This is a genomic window from Microbacterium sp. NPDC089321 (assembly GCF_040684935.1).
Classification (GTDB): Bacteria; Actinomycetota; Actinomycetes; order Actinomycetales; family Microbacteriaceae; genus Microbacterium.
The window spans coordinates 293086-310758 of sequence record NZ_JBFBGX010000002.1; the positions used below are offsets into that span (position 1 = coordinate 293086).

Consider the following 17673-nt stretch of genomic DNA (forward strand, 5'->3'; position numbering starts at 1 on the left):
GAGGCGGAGCGCGCACGCCTCCGCGCGTACGGGGCAATCTCAAGTAGGCTGATCCGAGTCGCACGGCTGGGGGGAAAGCCGGTAACGCGCAGGAGAGAAAGCTGAGGCGGAGCGGAACATGACCTCTCGTATCCTCGTGGTCGACGACGACACAGCGCTCGCCGAGATGATCGGCATCGTGCTGCGAACCGAGGGGTTCGAGGCGCTGTTCTGCGCCGACGGGGCACAGGCAGTCGATGAGTGGCGCGCGACGCGCCCCGACCTGGTGCTGCTCGACCTCATGCTCCCCGGCATGGACGGCATCGAGATCTGCACGCGCATCCGCGCCGAGTCCGGTGTCCCGGTCATCATGCTCACCGCGCGCAGCGACACCGCCGATGTCGTGCGCGGGCTCGAGGTCGGCGCCGACGACTACATCGTGAAGCCCTTCAATCCGAAGGAGCTGGTCGCCCGCATCCGCACGCGCCTGCGACCCGCACCTCAGGCCGAGACCGAGGTCCTCCGCGTCGGCGACCTGACGATCGACGTCGACGCACACGAGGTGCGGCGCGGCACGGCGCCCATCGCGCTGACACCGCTCGAGTTCCAGCTGCTCGTCGCCCTGGCATCCAAGCCCCAGCAGGTCTTCTCCCGCGAGATGCTGCTCGAGCAGGTGTGGGGCTACCACTACAAGGCCGACACCCGGCTGGTGAATGTGCATGTGCAGCGGCTGCGCGCGAAGGTCGAGCTCGACCCCGACAACCCGCGCATCGTGATGACCGTGCGCGGCGTGGGCTACCGCGCCGGCAGCGTCGGCTAGGCGCAGATCATGGCCGCGAACCCTCCGACGCGGGCCGTGCCCGCGCTCCGGGGCGGCCCGAGCGCGTGGTCGGACGCGATATCGGCATCATGGCGCAGCTCGATGCGCTTCAGGGCCACCGCGATCACGCTGATGGCCACCTCGCTCGCCATCTTCATCATCTGCGTGGTCATCGCCCTCGTGATCAGGAGCGATCTCTTCGAATCGCGCAAGGACGAAGCGCTGCACAACGCCCGCGCCGCAGTGTCGGCGGCGCAGAAGCAGCTCGACTCCGGTCAGACCGGTGACGATCGGGCCACCATCGCAGCAGTATGGGGCGAGGCGCAGCGAGTGCTGGGGCGCACCGCATCGTCGAGCCGCATCGTGGGGTTCATCTCCGAGACCCAGGGAGACGGATACACCCCGACCGGCTTCCGCAGCCTGGAGTACTCGTCGAATCAGATGACCATCAGCGACGAGCTGCACACCCGCGTGACTCAGGTGCGCAATCGTCAGGCATGGCAGTCGATCCCGCTGCCGCAGTCCGACGGCTCGGAGGCGGCGGGCATCGTCGTCGGGCAGCTGCTCGAGTTCCGCGGTGTGGGCACGTACGAGGTGTACATCGCCTATGACCTGATCGATGCCGACGAGACCCTGCTCTTCGTGCAGCGGACGCTGTGGTTCGCCGGCATCACCCTGGTCGCCCTCATCGCGGCCATCTCTTGGCTGGTGCTCAGATCCGTGTCCGCGCCGATCATCGAGGCGGCCGAGACCAGTGAGAGGCTGGCGGCCGGAGACCTCGAGGTGCGCCTGCCCGTGCACGGCGAGGACGAGCTGGCCAGCCTGGGCCGCTCGTTCAACGCGATGGCCGACAGCATCCAGAGTCAGATCAAAGAGCTCGCGGAGCTGTCGCTCGTGCAGCAGCGGTTCGTCTCCGACGTCTCGCACGAGCTGCGCACGCCGCTCACGACCATCCGCCTCGCGGCCGAGATGATCAACGACACGCGTGAGGATTTCGATCCGGTCACCGCCCGAACCGCCGAGCTGCTTCACACGCAGGTGCAGCGCTTCGAGACGCTGCTCGCCGACCTGCTCGAGATCAGCCGCTATGACGCGGGCTCCGTGCAGCTCGAGGTGGAGGCCACGAGCCTCGCGCAGCTGGCCGAGGAGATGGTCGAGCAGCTGCGTCCGCTGGCCGCCGCGCACGACACCGAGCTGCGCCTGGTCGCGCCGGGAGGGTACTCGCCGGTGGACATGGATCCCCGACGTGTGCGCCGCGTGCTGCGCAATCTCATCGGCAACGCCATCGAGCACGGCGAGGGCGAGCCGATCATCGTCACGGTCGACAGCGACCAGCGCGCAGTCGCCGTCGGCGTGCGCGATTTCGGACTCGGCATGCGCCCGGAGGATGCGGAGCATGTGTTCGACCGCTTCTGGCGTGCCGACCCGTCGCGCAAGCGCACCATCGGCGGCACCGGGCTCGGACTGTCGATCGCGCTCGGCGACGCCAAGCTGCACCGGGGCACCCTCGAGGTCTGGTCCGAGCTCGGCGTCGGGACGAACTTCGTGCTGACCATCCCGCGCAGCGCGGATGTCGAGATCGGACGAGGTCCGGTGCCGTTGGAGCCGGAGGATTCGGTGGTCGATCTCGTCGACGTCACCGAGCCGATCACCGTGCGCGGCGTGCGCGATCTGATGCATGATGCAGACCCTTCGGGCCGGGATGATGCCGTAACCGGCTCCGCGGACGCGGACGGGGATGACGCCGGGCACGGCCCCGCAGAGCAGAGGGAGCAGAGTTCATGACCGCGCGTCTCCGCATCCGCCTCTCCGCGATCGCCGCGGCACTCACGACCGCGCTCGTCCTCGCAGGCTGCACGGGTCTGCCGACGGCCGGCCCGCCCAATGCCGGTCTCGAGGTGGGGGGCGAGGAGACCGACGAGCGGCCGTTCTCGGCGATCGCGGAGGGCCCGGAGCCGGGCGGCAGCCCCGCGCAGATCGTCGAGGGCTTCCTCGACGCGTCGATGTCGCCCACGAACTCGTGGGAGACGGCGCGGAAGTTCCTCACCGAGGACTTCAGCCGCGAGTGGAAGCCCGAGGCCGCGGTGACTGTCGACTCCTCCGTCGATGAGCGCGACTACGACTCGTCGGTTCAGCCCGACGACGAGGACGCGACCTCGGCGGAGGTCGGCGTGACCCTGGACCAGGTCGCGAGCGTCGATGCAGACGGCGCGTACAGCGCTGACACCGGAACCGCGAAGGCCATGTACCGGCTCGTGCGCGAGAAGGGCGGCGAGTGGCGCATCGCCGAAGCCGCTCGCGACGGCATCACCCTCGACGTCGAGACCTTCACTCAGGTGTACGAGAAGTTCTCGCTCAAGTACTTCGACCCGACGTGGACGCATCTCGTGCCCGACGTCCGCTGGTTCCCGCGTCGAGCCGCCATGGCCACGACCGTGGTGCGCGCTCTGATGTCGGGTGAGCCGAGCGAGTGGCTGGCTCCCGCCGTACGGCCGTTCTCGTCGGATGTGGAGATGGTCGGCGACGCTGTGACCGTCGACGAGTCGCAGGTGGCGTCGGTGCCGCTGAGCCGGGCGGCGCTTTCGGCCTCGCCGACGGATCTCGCCCGGATGCGGACTCAGCTCGAGGCGAGTCTGGAAGGCGCGGGAGTCACCCAGGTGCGTCTGGTCGTCGACGGTGTGCCGCTCGATGCGGGCAGGGTCACGGTCGAGGAGCCGATCGTCGACCCCGGCGTGCTGGTGCTCGACGACGAGACCTTCGGAACCGCCACATCCGGTGGTGAGATCACCCCCGTCGCCGGGCTCACGGCGCAGATCGCCAAGATCGTGGACCCCATCGGCGCGATCGATGTCTCTGCCGACGCCCAGCTGGCCTCGGTGCAGCTGCGCGACGGCCGTGTCTTCGCGGTCAGCGACGGCGACACCAACCAGGTCGACGGCCGTCCCGGCCTGATCGCGCCGTCTCTGGACCCCTTCGGATTCATCTGGACGGTGCCGACATCGAGTGCGTCGAAGCTGCAGGTGGCGACGACCAAGGCCGAACCCCTGTTCGTCGCGGATGCCTGGCCCGGCGCCGAATCGATCAGCCAGCTGCGGGTGTCGGCCGACGGTGCGCGAGTCGCCGCCATCGTGAGTTCGGGGGGCGGTCGCCGTGTGGTCGTCGCGGCCGTGATCCGCGACGAGGAGCAGCAGCCCATCGGTCTCGGGGCGCCGTACGAGGTAGCCCCGCTGGCAGGGCCGGCGCAGGGGCTCTCCTGGGTGGGTGCCGACTCGGTGGCCGTGCTCAGCACCGTTCCGGATCCCACTCTCACGATGCACATCATCGGAGGACCGTCGACCGTGTCATCGGCGCTCGCTCCTGCCGGCGCGATCACGCTCGCGGGGGCGAAGACCGTCACCGGTCTTCGTGTGCTGTCCTCCGATGAGTCGGTGTACGCCCAGCGCGGGTCCTTCTGGCAGGAGGCTGTCTCGGACGTTCGCGTTCTGGGCACCCGAGCCGGCTACTGAGTCCTTCTGCACGGACGACCCGCGCCGCCGGTTCTCCACAGAGAAGGACGTCGGCGCCTCCCGACCGCCCGGGGACGCGGCAGAGTCGGGGCATGAGATCGGATGCCTGGCAGCGGATCGCCCATGACGCGCTCGCGCTGCTGCTCGCGTCGAGCTGCCCTGGCTGCGACCGCGGAGGAACTCTGCTCTGTGACGACTGCCGGATGCTGCTGCGGTCCGACCCTCACGACACCTGCACACCGCAGGGGCGGGCCGTGCATGCCGCGCTGCGATATGGAGGCGTGCCGGCGCGCGCGATCAGACGGCTGAAGGAAGAGGGCGCGACCATGCTGTCCTGGCCCCTCGGTGCCGCGCTGCGGCCGGTTCTGCAGGCTCAGGGGAGTGAGGCGCTGATCGTCCCGGTGCCGACGAGCCGGGTCGCGTTCCGGCGTCGCGGCTACCGGGTCCCCGAGCTTCTCATCCGTCGGACAGGTCTCACGGCGCACCGCGTGCTCGTCCCGGCCCGCCGCACCCAGGACCAACGCGAGCTCGGTCGCGCCGCGCGCGCCCGGAACGTCGCCGGCAGTATGCGCGCGCGGGTCCACGGGCGAGGCGCGGTGGTGATCGTCGACGATGTGGTGACCACGGGGGCGACGCTCGACGAGGCGGCGAGGGCCCTGCGCGCCGCCGGATTCACCCCGGTCTGCGCTGTCGCGCTCGCAGCCACGCCTCGTCTTCACGACACGGCGAATTCATGATGAACGGATAGTGACATGTCGGTGTGCGGGGACTAGCGTAGGTGGTCACAAGGCGACCACGGTCCGCCCTTGGCCGGGAGGACCGGGACAAGGAGACACTGATGGAAACGAGCATCGTCGGCGTCGGAGTGAGCATCTCCGACCGATTCCGCACCGTTGTCGAAGAGAAGACAGCCCGTATCCAGACCCTCGCCCCGCGCGCGCAGCGACTCGAGATCAAGGTCACCCATCGCGCGTATCGCAACGGCCGACTGCCTGATGAGACGGTCGAGCTCACGCTCCTCGGAAAGGGGCCTGTGGTTCGCGCCGAGGCGATCGATCCTGACAAGTTCGCGGCATTCGACATGGCGCTCGACAAGCTCGCCGAGCAGCTGCGCCGTGCGAAGGAGAAGCGGATCGACGGCCGGAACCACCCGCGTGGCGCGCACTTCGAGAAGGGAAGCGGGGCGCTCGAAGGCATCGACGTCCAGCCGGCGTCGGTCGATGTGCTGCACGCCGTCGCCACGGGGGCGATCCCGGTGCAGCAGGACGAGGAGGAGACGTACTCGCCCGTCGTCATCCGCACCAAGAGCTTCGACCCGGAGTGGATGACCGTCGAGGAGGCGGTCGACCGCATGGAGCTGGTCGGCCACGACTTCTTCCTCTTCGTCGACGCCCGAACCGATCACCCCAGTGTCGTGTACCGCCGCAAGGGCTGGGATTACGGCGTCATCGCGCTCGAGACCGCCGCTCCGCCGGCGGAGGAGGAGCTGGCATCCTGACCCGCTGAACACGACAAGAGAGGCTCCCTTCGCGGAAGGGAGCCTCTCTTGGCGTGTATGACGCGGATGGCTGTCAGTCGAAGAATCCGTCCAGCATGCTGCCGATCACCAGTCCGCCCAGGACGCCGCCCATGATGTCGCCGCCGCCCATGCCACGGCGACCGCCGCCGTAGGCATCGTTGCCCCACCCCTGGTTCTGAGGGCGGGAGGAGTCGATGTCGCGCTGCGCGAGCTGAAGGGCTTCGGAGGCCAGCAGCGCCACGCGCCTCGCCGAGGAGAGCGCCTGCTCTCTGGTGTCCTCTGCGGGCAGAAGGTTCGGCACATCGATGCGCAGCCGTTCGGCCTCGGCCAGACGCGTTCGAGCATCGGCGCCGATCCATCCCCGGTGCCCGGCGATGAGACCCCGCGCGACTCCGAGCTGGCGATCCGCATCGTCGAGGGCGTGCTGAACGTGCTCGAGCGAGGGGAGCGGATTCTGCGCGCGGTACTGCGCCTTGGCGATGGCCTCGTCGAGCGCGGTGTTGGCACCGCGCAGCTGGGTGAGCTCGGCGAACGGATCGTTGCGGGTTCCCGAGGGGGTGAGCGCCAGCAGCGCCGCCTCGAGTTCGCCGGTCGCCTTGGCCACCTCTGGCGTCTGCGGTGCGTTGCGGGCGGCGATGATGTCGGCCCGGGAGTCGGCGACGACGTCGGCGAGCGTGGACTCGGCGCGCAGCGCCTGGATCTCGAAGTCCTCCACGGCATCCAGCAGCGCACCGGCGCGGCGCACGGCTTCCGTGGCCGTCTCGAGTGCGAGATTCGCCTCTTCGTTCTGGCGCGCGGCGCGGCGGCGCTCGGAGACGTCGGCACCGTGCGTGGCGAAGGCGAGCAGCTGCTCGGCCTCATCGCCCGACGAGGCGATGCGACGCATTGCGGTCTCGGAGTATCGCGACGACAGACGGTCGATCGTCGAGCGGGCCTGCGGAATGCGCGACGCCAGCTGCTCGGCATCCCGTCGCACCTGCGCGATGATCTCGGGAGCACGGCGCACCTTGGCGACCGTCTCGGCGAGGTCGCCGGTCTTCTCGTCCAGCAGGCTCTCGGCCCACTCGCACAGCTGCATGATCCGTGCGTTGCGGGTGCGCAGCTCTTCGACGGTGTCGGGGATCTCGTCGTGGTTCAGCTGGTGCAGCTGGAAAGCCTCTCCCAGGTGGGTGCGCACCGACCGCAGCGCGTTGTCGAGGTCGGCCGTCAGCGAATCGCCGAGCTCGGCCTGCGCGAACGCCAGCTCGTCGGCGGTCGTGCGGATGCGCTCGTCTGCGGCGACCAGCGCCTGCTCGGCCCTGCGCGCGAGATCGGCGTCCTGCGCGGCGAGCGCCTCTTCTTCTCGTTTACGTCTGCCCCAGAAACCGGCCATGTTCTCGATCCTACGGTCGTCGGACGATGCGCAGGCTGTGCATCCGGTGCGCCCGCGGCGAACAGCGCGAGTCCATCCGGATGCAGGGGGCGCAGGCGATCGCGGTGGGGCGAGTCAGCACGTCACGATCGGACCTTCGCCGGGCGGCCGCGCTTGGGTCGTTCGGTCGAGAGCTCGAGATCGAGTGCGTGCTGTGGATGCATGCTCAACCGCTGCTCGGTGTGGTCGAGCCAGCGCACCTCGGCTTCTGCCGCGAAGATCATCGAGTCGACCACGAGAGACCAGGCGAGCTGCTCCGGCCCGTCGGGGTCGGCGCCTGCGTACGTGGCGCGGTTCAGCTCCTGCAGCTGCCCGAGCGACACGCGGCGCTGCCGGTGTATGACGTCCGCGACGTCGACGCCGGGAAGGGTCGCGGCGACGGCCAGCTTGATCGCGAGCTCATCTCGTGTGCCCTGCGTGCGCTCGACGGGGGAGTCCAGCCAGGCTCGCACCTCGGCGCGGCCCTGATCGGTGATCTCCCAGTACACGTGCCCCTGCTCGTCGACGTCGCCCTTCGCGGCGAAGCCGTCGCGCTCGAGACGCTCGAGGGTGTTGTAGATCTGACCGACGTTCAACGGCCAGGTCGACCCGGTGCGCCTGTCGAACTCGGCGCGCAGCTGGTATCCGTAGCACGGGCCCTGATCGAGGATGGCGAGCAGACTCTGGCGGACGGACATGACGACTCCTCGAGGACGTTTCCCGGTATTGGGTTTCTCGGTAAATGCATATCGGGAAAGGTGCGGACTGCGCAAGACGCGCGCCGGTATGTCTGTTCGCCGCGAGCGTGTCAGAAGGATCGGCGGGCGCACAGCGTGCGCAGGTCACGCGCCGGTAACATGGCAAAGCATGCCCGGCGCTGACCCATGCGCAGGGACGAGAAATCCAAGGGAGACATCCGTGGCGAATCCTCTCGAGAAGCTGCTGCGTGCGGGCGAGGGTCGCATCCTCCGCCGGCTGAAGCAGGTCGCGAAGGCCGTGAACGCACTCGAAGACGAGTTCGAGAAGCTCACCGACGACGAGCTGCGGAACGAGACCGCCGAGCTGCGCGCCCGGTTCGACAAGGGCGAGACCCTCGACCAGCTGATGCCCGAGGCCTTCGCGGCCGTGCGTGAGGCAGCTCGCCGCACCCTCGGCATGCGCGCGTACGACGTGCAGATCATGGGCGGGGCCGCTCTGCACTTCGGCAACATCGCCGAGATGAAGACCGGTGAGGGCAAGACTCTCGTCGCCGCTTTCCCGTCGTACCTCAACGCGATCGCGGGCAAGGGCGTGCACGTCATCACGGTCAACGACTTCCTCGCCTCGTATCAGTCCGAGCTGATGGGGCGTGTGCATCGCGCCCTCGGCATGACCACGGGCACGATCGTCTCGGGTCAGACGCCCGAGGTGCGCCGTCAACAGTACGCCGCCGACATCACGTACGGGACGAACAACGAGTTCGGCTTCGACTACCTCCGCGACAACATGGCGTGGCGCAAAGAGGACCTCGTGCAGCGCGAGCACTTCTTCGCGATCGTCGACGAGGTCGACTCCATCCTCATCGACGAGGCCCGCACGCCGCTCATCATCTCGGGACCCTCCTCGGGTGAGGCGAACCGCTGGTTCACCGAGTTCGCGAAGATCGCGCGCACCCTCGAAGCAGGCGTCGACTACGAGGTCGACGAGAAGAAGCGCACGATCGGCGTGCTCGAGCCCGGTATCGAGAAGGTCGAGGACTATCTCGGCATCGACAACCTGTACGAGTCCGCGAACACTCCGCTGATCTCGTTCCTGAACAACTCGATCAAGGCGATCGCCCTCTTCAAGAAGGACACCGACTATGTCGTGATGAACGACGAGGTCATGATCGTCGACGAGCACACCGGCCGCATCCTGGTCGGTCGACGGTACAACGAGGGAATCCATCAGGCGATCGAGGCCAAGGAGGCCGTGCCGGTCAAGGCCGAGAACCAGACCCTCGCCACCGTCACGCTGCAGAACTACTTCCGCCTCTACGACAAGCTCGCCGGCATGACGGGTACCGCCGAGACCGAGGCGGCCGAGTTCATGTCGACCTACAAGCTCGGCGTCGTTCCCATCCCGACGAACCGGCCCATGATCCGCAAGGATCAGCCTGACCTCGTCTACAAGAACGAGCAGGCGAAGTTCGCACAGGTGGTCGAGGACATCGCCGAGCGTCACGCCGCGGGGCAGCCTGTGCTCGTCGGCACGGTGAGCGTCGAGAAGAGCGAGTACCTTTCTCGACTGCTCGCCAAGAAGGGCATCAAGCACGAGGTGCTGAACGCCAAGAACCACGCACGGGAGGCCGAGATCGTCGCGCTCGCCGGAAAGCTCGGCGCCGTCACGGTCGCGACCAACATGGCCGGTCGAGGCACCGACATCATGCTCGGCGGCAACGCCGAGTTCCTCGCCGTGCAGGAGCTCAAGGCCAAGGGACTCGACCCCGAGGAGACGCCGGAGGACTACGAGGCCGCGTGGGACGAGACCTATGAGGCGATGAAGAAGCGCGTCGCCGAGGACGGCAAGAAGGTCGCGGAGGCGGGTGGACTGTACGTGCTCGGCACCGAGCGCCACGAGTCGCGTCGCATCGACAACCAGCTGCGCGGTCGATCGGGCCGCCAGGGCGACCCCGGAGAGAGCCGCTTCTACCTCAGCCTCACCGACGACCTCATGCGGCTGTTCCAGTCCGGTGCGGCCGAGGCGATCCTCGCGCGGACGAACTTCCCCGACGAGGTCCCGATCGAATCGGGACTGGTCAGCCGAGCGATCCGCAGTGCGCAGTCGCAGGTCGAGGCGCGCAACGCGGAGATGCGGAAGAACGTCCTCAAGTACGACGACGTGCTCAACCGTCAGCGCGAGGCGATCTACGCAGACCGTCGGCACATCCTGCACGGCGACGACATCGCCGACCGCGTGCAGCACTTCATCGAGGATGCGATCGGCGGCATCGTCGACGACCACACCAGCACGGGCCACACCGAGAGCTGGGACTTCGATGCGCTCTGGGCCGAGCTCAAGACGCTGTACCCCATGGACGTCACGATCGACGAGGTGGTGGCCGAGGCGGGCGACCGCAAGGGCGCCATCACCGCCGAGGGGCTGAAGCGCGAACTGCTCTCCGACGCGAAGATCGCCTACGAGAAGCGCGAGGAGGCACTCGGCGAGGCCGCCACCCGCGAGCTCGAGCGCCGCGTCGTGCTTCAGGTGCTCGATCGCCGCTGGCGCGACCACCTCTACGAGATGGACTACCTCAAGGACGGCATCGGCCTGCGGGCCATGGCGCAGCGCGACCCGCTGATCGAGTACCAGCGTGAGGGCTACGCGATGTTCCAGGCGATGATGGGACAGATCAAGGAGGAGTCGGTCGGCTATCTGTACAACCTCGAGGTCGAGGTGCGCCGCGCAGGCGACGATCAGACCGAGGTCGAGGCCAAGGGACTGATCGACGAGCAGCCGGTCCAGAAGCTCGAGTACTCGGCTCCGAACGACTCGGGTGACGTCGAGGTGCGCAACGAGCGCGGACAGGTGCAGCAGGCGGCGACCCAGCGCGCCGCCGCGGCCGCGCGCGGCTCGTTCGGCCAGCAGGTGGATGCCGAAGAGCAGCCCGCGGGCAACCGCGAGCAGCGACGGGCGCAGAGCAAGAAGAAGAAGTAGTTCCGCTGTCAGACGCTGCTACGCAGAAGGCCGGTCCCATCGGGGCCGGCCTTCTGCATGTCGGAGGGTGTTCAGGAGTTGAGCGCCCGGAACTCCGTCCAGATCGACGCGCAGTCGTCGCGCCCGGCGTCGAGGTGGATCATGTCCAGCGTCGAGGTGTCGCTGCCGTCGAGATACCGCCGCAGGTGCACATCGCTGAACCCGTGCTCTCCGGCATCCACATGAGTCGACGCGTAGTAGCAGGTCGTGATGCCTGCCCACATCATCACCGAGACGCACATCGGGCACGGCTCACAGGTCGCATACATCACATGCCCCGAGAGGTCGAGCGTGTTCAGCTTGCGGCAGGCCTCACGGACGGCGACCATCTCGGCGTGACCCGAGATGTCGGTGTCCCGGATGACGGTGTTGCCGACTGCGACGACAATCTCGCCCTCGGGATCCACCAGGGTCGCGCCGAAGGGCCCGCCTGTGCCCGAGCGCATGCCCTCGATCGTGACCTCGACGGCCGGGGTGAAGTACTTCTCGAGCGTCTCCGCGGCGGGGATGGGGTGAGTCATGGTGTTCTCCTTGAACGCCCGCGTCAGCGGGCCTTGCGTGCGGTGAGGGTGAGGAGGGCATAGCCGGCGAACCCGATGATCAGACCCGAGAAGAAGGCCAGGTTGTTCACCTGCGCCAGGAACTCGATCGAGGCGACGCCGGGAAGGCGGCCGATCATGGTGATCGCGAAGCTGACGACGAGCACACCCAGTGCCCGCCAGTTGTACGCGGGCAGCGAGCCGCGCTGACCTCCCCTGTAGTCGGCGTAGATGCCTTCGATGTCGAGCGTCCTCCGTCGCTCGACGAAGTACGAGGCGAGCATGATGCCGGCGATGGGGCCGAACATCGAGCCGATCAGCGAGTAGAACAGGAACAGCGCGTCCGTGTTCTCGACGAACTGCCAGGGCAGGATGAGCGTGCCGATGATGGCGGCGAGGATGGCACCGCGCCTGAGTGTGAAGAGCCTCGGCAGCTGAGCGGTGAGCTGAAGGCCGGCAGGCAGCATGTTGCCGAACACGACGAAGGCGATCGCGCCGACGTTCATCGCGAGGATGAGGAGCACGACGACGAACGGGTTGCCGACTCCTTCGCTGATGGCCTGGATGAACACCCCGGGACGGTTGATGTCGAAGCTGCCGCCCGAGACGACCTGCAGAGCGGCGACGAACGACACGGTCACCAGCGCGAACAGCAGGTACGAGCCGATCACGCCGATCGGGAAGCCGATCGCGGGTGCCCGCATGGACGTGGCGTTGCGGGTGTAGTCGCCCGTGTTGACGATGGGACCCGCCCAGTTCGACACGAGGATGGATACGCAGGTGATGAAGATCAGCGGAGTGACGGGCGTGTCCACGACTCGCGTCGAGAACACCGCGCCCATGCCGCCCGCGTTGACGACGGCGAGCACCACGGCGATGACCACCAGGACGAAGACGGCGGGGTTGGCCCAGTTGCTGAACCGGCCGAGGAACGCCTGCCCGCCGAGGAACAGTCCGACGGTGAGCACCCATGTGACCAGGTACGAGATGGCCGTCGGCACGGGCAGACCGAGGATGTCGGCGCCGTCGCCGATCTGCGTGAAGCCGGGCCAGATCGTCTCGAAGACCACGTCGAAGGCCTGCGCCGACGACACGCTCGTGATGCCGAAGAACATGAAGCCGGCGATGATGCCACGCACCCACGTCGGCACCAGGGCGCCCTTGTGGCCGAAGGCCTCGCGCAGCTGCATCGCGAACGGAACGCCGTACTTGGCGGCCGCCTGACCGTTGAGGATGTAGCCGATCGAGACGATGACGGCCGCGGTCATGATGGCGCCCACCACCTGCCAGGCGTTCAGACCCAGTGCGAAGAAGGTCATCACTGTGAAATACGACAGGATGTTGTGGATCGGGCCCATCCACACCGTGATGAACTGCGGGGTCTTCCACGTGCGGGCCTGCGGGCGGATCGGGAGCACTTCGTCGGCATAGCCGCGCGACGCATACTCGGCGATCCGCTCCGCGCCCGGGTCGACGAGGACGGGATCGATTGCGGGGGTGGACATGGCCATCCGTTTCTCTGTGCACACCGGGTCTGGGGGGAGACGGGCTCGGAGGGGGGTGCTCCTCCGAGCCCGCCGGGTCGGTCAGCCCTTCGTGGACTGGATGAGGGACGGTGAGACGGCGCTGCTCAGCGTCATCTCGTCGTTCGGACCGAAGGTCACCGTGTCACCGGTGATGCGATCCTGCACCCACTTGGCCACGAACAGCGCTGCGACCATGAGGTAGGCGACGAGGAACAGCACGTGCGCGTCGCTCAGCGCCCAGGCCTCCGGCAGGCTGGGCTTCGCCGCGTGGATGATGCCGAACAGGGAGAGCAGCGCTGCCAGAGCGCCGACGATCGCACCCAGCAGCGGCTTGTTCCGGATCGCGAAGATCGCGATCATCCCCCAGAGCAGCGACGACAGCGGTGCGCCGTTGCCGAGGGTGGCGATGCCCGAGAAGTACGTGCCGGCCTGGTTCAGAGCATCCGCTCCCACCTCTCCCGCATTGGTGCCGACGGCCTTCAGCGTGTTGTTCACCAGGCTGTTCGCCCAGTTCGCGATCCACGGGAACAGTGCGACGAAGATCACCGGCAGCTCGACCTTCGGCGTCTCGCGAACCGACTGGGCGGCCGTGACGATGCCGATGTAGATCAGGATCGGGGCGATCGCAGCCATCGGTACGATCGACAGCAGCAGTGCGCTCATGCCGAACAGGCCCACCGCGAACATCGTGATGCCGTTCAGCATCGTGTAGCCGATGCCCGCACCCATCTCCTTGTATGCGGTGTGGCCGATGTACACGGTGACAGGGTACGGGTTGCCCATCAGCGCACCGACCATGGTCGCGCCGCCGTTGACGAGCATGACCGGTCGTGCGCTGTAGTGGTCACCGGCGGCCTCTGCGGCCTCGATGTTCTCGAGGTCGAACACGTAGTTCGCCAATGCGAGCGGCACAGCCGAGGCGAGGAACGGCGCAGAGTGGGCGATGCCGTCGATGAAGCTGCCGATCGACACCTGGGGCGGGTGCCATCCGGCGTGCACGAGGGCTGCCTGCACCGCCTCGGGCGTCTGCAGCCCGAATGCCCACGCCGCAGCCGTCCCGACGATCAGCAGCAGCAGACCGGTCGGCACCTTGCCCAGGAACGGCGAGCGGCCGAACCAGTTGATGAACACGATGACGAGCACGAGGAAAGCGACGACCGGGAACTGGAAGCTCTGCAGCATGGGGTTCATCGCGAGCAGCAGCAGACCCAGGCCCGCCAGGCAGGCGAGCAGCACGGAGCGAGGGACGGCGCGGCGCAGCAGGTCGCCGAAGAACGACCCGACCACGAGGATCAGGCCCTCGAGGAAGCCCCAGACCAGTCCGATGCCGACGGCCAGCTCCGCGTCCTGCGTGGTCGAGTAGACGGGGAGGATCACGAGGAAGGTCACGGTGAAGATCGACGGCGCGCTCGGGCCGGAGGGCAGGGCCACGACGTCGCCGCGGCCCTCTCTCGCGGCCAGGCGGCGGGCGAACCACACGTACATCGACGAGGTGATGAGGATCGCGAGCCCGAATGCGGGAGCGATCCGGCCCACCACCATGTCGACGGGCAGACCCGCCATGGTGAGCAGGGCCGTGAAGGTGATGATGTTCGTGAGGTTGTTCGTGAAGAGGGCGAAGAAGGCCGCGATGTCGCCCTTCTTCCACCACTTCAGCTGCGTCCCCGCGGCAGCGGGCGCCGCGGCGGTCACGGCTTCACCGTGTCGGCAAGGGCGCGCAGCGCCTTCTGGAACGCCTCGACAGGCGGGTGCGTGATACCGGCGCCGATCATGCCGATGCCGGGCTCCTTATGCGCGATCGCGGTGTTGATGACGGGCAGGATGCCGGTCTCCATCACCTTGCGCACGTCGATGCCGGAGGGGACGCCCATGAAGTCGAGCGCCGGAATCGTGATGTTCGGGTTGTTGCCGGTGGTGATCGCGTTCATCGTGCGGGAGTAGCCCATGGCCTCGTCCACCGTGCCGCCGACGAGCGCGACGATCGCGGGAGCAGCCGCCATCGCGAAGCCGCCGATGCCGAACGTCTCGGTGATGGCGGAGTCGCCCATGTCGAGACCGGAATCCTCGCGCGTGTAGCCGGCGAACATCGGGCCGATGACCTCCTGCGCCGGCCCGGTGAACCACTGTCCGCCGGTGCCTGCGACGCGGATGCCGAAATCGACGCCGTTGCGAGCCATGGTGGTGACGATCGTCGAGTTCTCGACGCCGTTCGCGGCGTCCATCGACGCCTTCGCCGCCACCATCCAGGTGGGACCGGAGAAGTAGTCCGAAGAGGCGACGAAGTCGAAGACCTCGCGCTTCTCCTTCGTGGTGAAGTCGGTCTCGAGGATGTACGGCGCGAGCGCCTGGATCAGCAGCGTCGTGCCTGCGACGTTGCGGTTGTGCGCCTCGTCTCCCATGTGCAGCGCCTGCGACAGCATCAGGCGGAGGTCGAGGCCGTCCTCGTTCAGCGACATGGCCGCCGAGAGGATCGGACCGAACACGTCGCGCATCCAGTTGAGGCGGTCGATGACCGACTGGTCGTTGGCGCCGAAGCGGAGGATCTTCGACAGCTGCTCGGAGAGGTTGGTGAAGGCGGTGTTGCCGTGCGTGCGGTTGGTGACCTTGTGCACCCACATGCTGGCGCTCGTCACACCCGCCATCGACCCGACCGACTGGTGCTCGTGGCAGGGCGAGAAGGTGATCTCGCCGGACGCGGCGAGCTCGAATGCCTCGTCGATGTCCTTCGCGAGGCCCTCGAACACGAGCGCGCCCGTGACGGCGCCCTTCATCGGACCCGACATCCGGGTGAACTCGATGGGGGGACCGGCGTGCAGGATGGTCTTCGCGGTCATGCCGGGAACGGTGTCGATCGCCTGGCCGAAGCCCTCGAGGAACGGCTGGGCCGACAGGATCCGATCGAGCGCCACCTGGTTGGCGGCGTCGATGCGCTCGGCGATCGCGGGATCCTCGAGGCGGCTCAGCGCGGCGATGACCTCGGGGTCGCCGCCGCCCGGCGGGGTCCAGTCCATCAGGACCGGGTCGACGCCCTGCTTCTTCAGGTCGTCGGCGAACAAGTCGAGGCCGAGGTTGATCGGCTTCAGGTTCGCGGAGAACAGGTCGTTGACGCTCATCAGATGTCACCCTTCGCGACGAATTCGCGGGCCAGCAGCCCGAGGTTGGTGGAGGAGGAGGCGATGGTCACGCCGGCGGCCTCGAGCTGAGCGATCTGCTCGCCGATCGCGGGCGTGTCGAGATCGGTGCCCAGCACGTAGCCGAGGATCTCGAGGTGATGACCGCGCTCCGCGGCGATCGACTTCGCCTCGGTGATGGCGGGGATCGTGACGCCGACAGGGTCGGCGTGCGCGCCGAAGCCGAGCACGAAGTCCATCGCGATGACGCCGACCGACGGGTCCTTGGCCTCTTCGACGATGCGCTGCAGGCGCAGCGACGGGTCGATCATGGGGTGAGGACGGCCGTTGGTGAAGTCGTCGTCGCCCATGTCGAGGAAGGTGTGCTCGCGCGAGTCGTCCATGGCCCCGATCCGGTAGGCCGGGTCCTTCTGGATGTTCGAGTACACGTTGTCGTACTTCGCGAGGGCGGCGAACATCGACTCGTCGCACAGGGTGCCGCCGCAGAACAGGCCGCGCACGTACTTCTGCTCCGGGGCCAGCTTGGCTCGCACCTCCTCGATGAGCGGGATGTTCAGAGGGTGCTTGTCGAGAGTCGACTCGTCGATGCCCGAGGCGACGACCGCGGCGATAGCCAGGGGCTTGGTGCCGGCGGTGACCATCGTGACGTTCTCGAATCCTGATTCCGTGCGGTCGGAGCCGAGGAAGGTCACGAACACGGGCTTGGACGCCTGCCCCGCGACCGCCAGCACCTTCGTCGCGACATCCTCTGCCGGGGGCTTGGAGATGATGACGATCACCGAGGTCTCGGGGTCGGCGTCGAGGGCCCGGATGCCGTCGATCATCGAGATGCCGCCGATCTCGGTGCTCAGGTCACGCCCGCCGGTGCCGATCAGCTGCGAGACTCCGCCGCCGAAGTCGTGGATGCGCACCGACACCTCCTGGCTGCCGGTGCCGGAGGCCCCGACGATTCCGATGCTGCCGCGGCGCACGGCGTTCGCGAAGGCGAGACCCGTGCCGTTGATGATCGCCGTGCCGCAGTCGGGCCCCATGACGATGAGACCCTTCTCATGCGCGAGGTTCTTGAGCGCGAGCTCGTCCTCGACCGCCACGTTGTCTGAGAAGATCATCACGTTCTTGCCCGCGTTCAGCGCCTTGCGCGCTTCACGGGCTGCGAACGCGCCGTTGACCGAGATGATCACGAGGTTCGCGTCGGGTGCCTCCTGGAAGGCGCCGTCGAGGGTGCGGTAGCGCACCTCGTGGGCATCCGCAGCCTTCTTGCCCTTCCTGGCGAGGATGTCGTCGACAGCGGCGATCGCCGCCTCGAGCGCGTCGTCTGCGGCGTCGATCACGATCATGAGGTCGCTGGGGCGTGCTTCGTCGACGGAGGGGTCGTCGACGCCGACGTTAGCGAGCACCTCCTTGTTCATGGGGGTGGCCATGCCGAGCAGAGCCTGGGTGACGCCCTCGACGGCGTTCGCCTTGGTGCTCATCGACATGAGCGAGACCGAGTCGAGGTACGTGTTCTTCCTGATTTCGATGTGTCTGGTCATCGTCGTCCTTTCGGGTC

The 17673-nt window shown here is 67.7% G+C and carries 13 protein-coding genes; 6 read left to right on the forward strand and 7 right to left on the reverse strand.

Annotation, left to right across the window (positions count from 1 at the left end; translation table 11 throughout):
- Positions 1-118 precede the first annotated feature (118 nt).
- From mtrA to raiA, 5 genes are all read left to right on the forward strand, one after another.
- On the forward strand, positions 119-799 hold the full coding sequence (gene mtrA / locus AB0N59_RS09385) for an MtrAB system response regulator MtrA (RefSeq protein WP_363482003.1): 681 nt from the start codon (positions 119-121) through the stop codon (positions 797-799).
- A 9-nt stretch (positions 800-808) separates the two neighbouring features.
- Positions 809-2584 carry an MtrAB system histidine kinase MtrB gene (gene mtrB, locus AB0N59_RS09390; RefSeq protein ID WP_363482006.1) on the forward strand — a complete coding sequence of 592 codons (1776 nt, stop codon included), beginning with the start codon at positions 809-811 and terminating at the stop codon, positions 2582-2584.
- The gene (locus tag AB0N59_RS09395) at positions 2581-4305 is read left to right on the forward strand and encodes an LpqB family beta-propeller domain-containing protein (RefSeq protein WP_363482009.1); all 1725 of its coding nucleotides are present in this window, start codon (positions 2581-2583) and stop codon (positions 4303-4305) included. Before mtrB ends, AB0N59_RS09395 begins: the two co-directional genes overlap by 4 nt.
- Positions 4306-4397: 92 nt before the next feature.
- Positions 4398-5042 (forward strand): phosphoribosyltransferase family protein, encoded by a 645-nt coding sequence (locus AB0N59_RS09400; protein ID WP_363482012.1) that lies wholly within the window; start codon positions 4398-4400, stop codon positions 5040-5042.
- 101 nt (positions 5043-5143) lie between these two features.
- Positions 5144-5803 carry a ribosome-associated translation inhibitor RaiA gene (gene raiA, locus AB0N59_RS09405; protein ID WP_363482015.1) on the forward strand — a complete coding sequence of 220 codons (660 nt, stop codon included), beginning with the start codon at positions 5144-5146 and terminating at the stop codon, positions 5801-5803.
- Between the two features lie 73 nt (positions 5804-5876).
- Here the strand turns inward: raiA and AB0N59_RS09410 are convergent, their stop codons facing one another.
- Together AB0N59_RS09410 and AB0N59_RS09415 are read right to left on the reverse strand one after the other, a co-directional pair.
- Entirely contained in the window at positions 5877-7196 is a 1320-nt protein-coding gene (locus AB0N59_RS09410) for a hypothetical protein (RefSeq protein ID WP_363482018.1), read from the reverse strand.
- Between the two features lie 122 nt (positions 7197-7318).
- Positions 7319-7912 (reverse strand): PadR family transcriptional regulator, encoded by a 594-nt coding sequence (locus tag AB0N59_RS09415; protein WP_363482021.1) that lies wholly within the window; start codon positions 7910-7912, stop codon positions 7319-7321.
- A gap of 220 nt (positions 7913-8132) precedes the next feature.
- On the opposite strand from AB0N59_RS09415, the gene secA reads away from it, so the two are divergent.
- Entirely contained in the window at positions 8133-10889 is a 2757-nt protein-coding gene (gene secA / locus AB0N59_RS09420) for a preprotein translocase subunit SecA (RefSeq protein WP_363482024.1), read from the forward strand.
- Between the two features lie 71 nt (positions 10890-10960).
- Here the strand turns inward: secA and AB0N59_RS09425 are convergent, their stop codons facing one another.
- The 5 genes from AB0N59_RS09425 to fdrA form a co-directional block, all read right to left on the reverse strand.
- Complete coding sequence (locus AB0N59_RS09425) at positions 10961-11449, reverse strand: nucleoside deaminase (RefSeq protein WP_363482027.1); 489 nt, start codon at positions 11447-11449, stop codon at positions 10961-10963.
- 23 nt (positions 11450-11472) lie between these two features.
- Positions 11473-12972: a cytosine permease gene (locus AB0N59_RS09430; protein ID WP_363482030.1), complete on the reverse strand. Its 1500-nt coding sequence runs from the start codon at positions 12970-12972 to the stop codon at positions 11473-11475.
- A gap of 81 nt (positions 12973-13053) precedes the next feature.
- Positions 13054-14685: a hypothetical protein gene (locus AB0N59_RS09435; protein WP_363482033.1), complete on the reverse strand. Its 1632-nt coding sequence runs from the start codon at positions 14683-14685 to the stop codon at positions 13054-13056.
- Positions 14682-16106, reverse strand: a complete 1425-nt coding sequence (locus AB0N59_RS09440) for a DUF1116 domain-containing protein (RefSeq protein ID WP_363482036.1) — start codon at positions 16104-16106, stop codon at positions 14682-14684. Before AB0N59_RS09440 ends, AB0N59_RS09435 begins: the two co-directional genes overlap by 4 nt.
- Complete coding sequence (gene fdrA / locus AB0N59_RS09445; RefSeq protein WP_363482039.1) at positions 16106-17656, reverse strand: acyl-CoA synthetase FdrA; 1551 nt, start codon at positions 17654-17656, stop codon at positions 16106-16108. Before fdrA ends, AB0N59_RS09440 begins: the two co-directional genes overlap by 1 nt.
- Between the last annotated feature and the right edge of the window lie 17 nt (positions 17657-17673).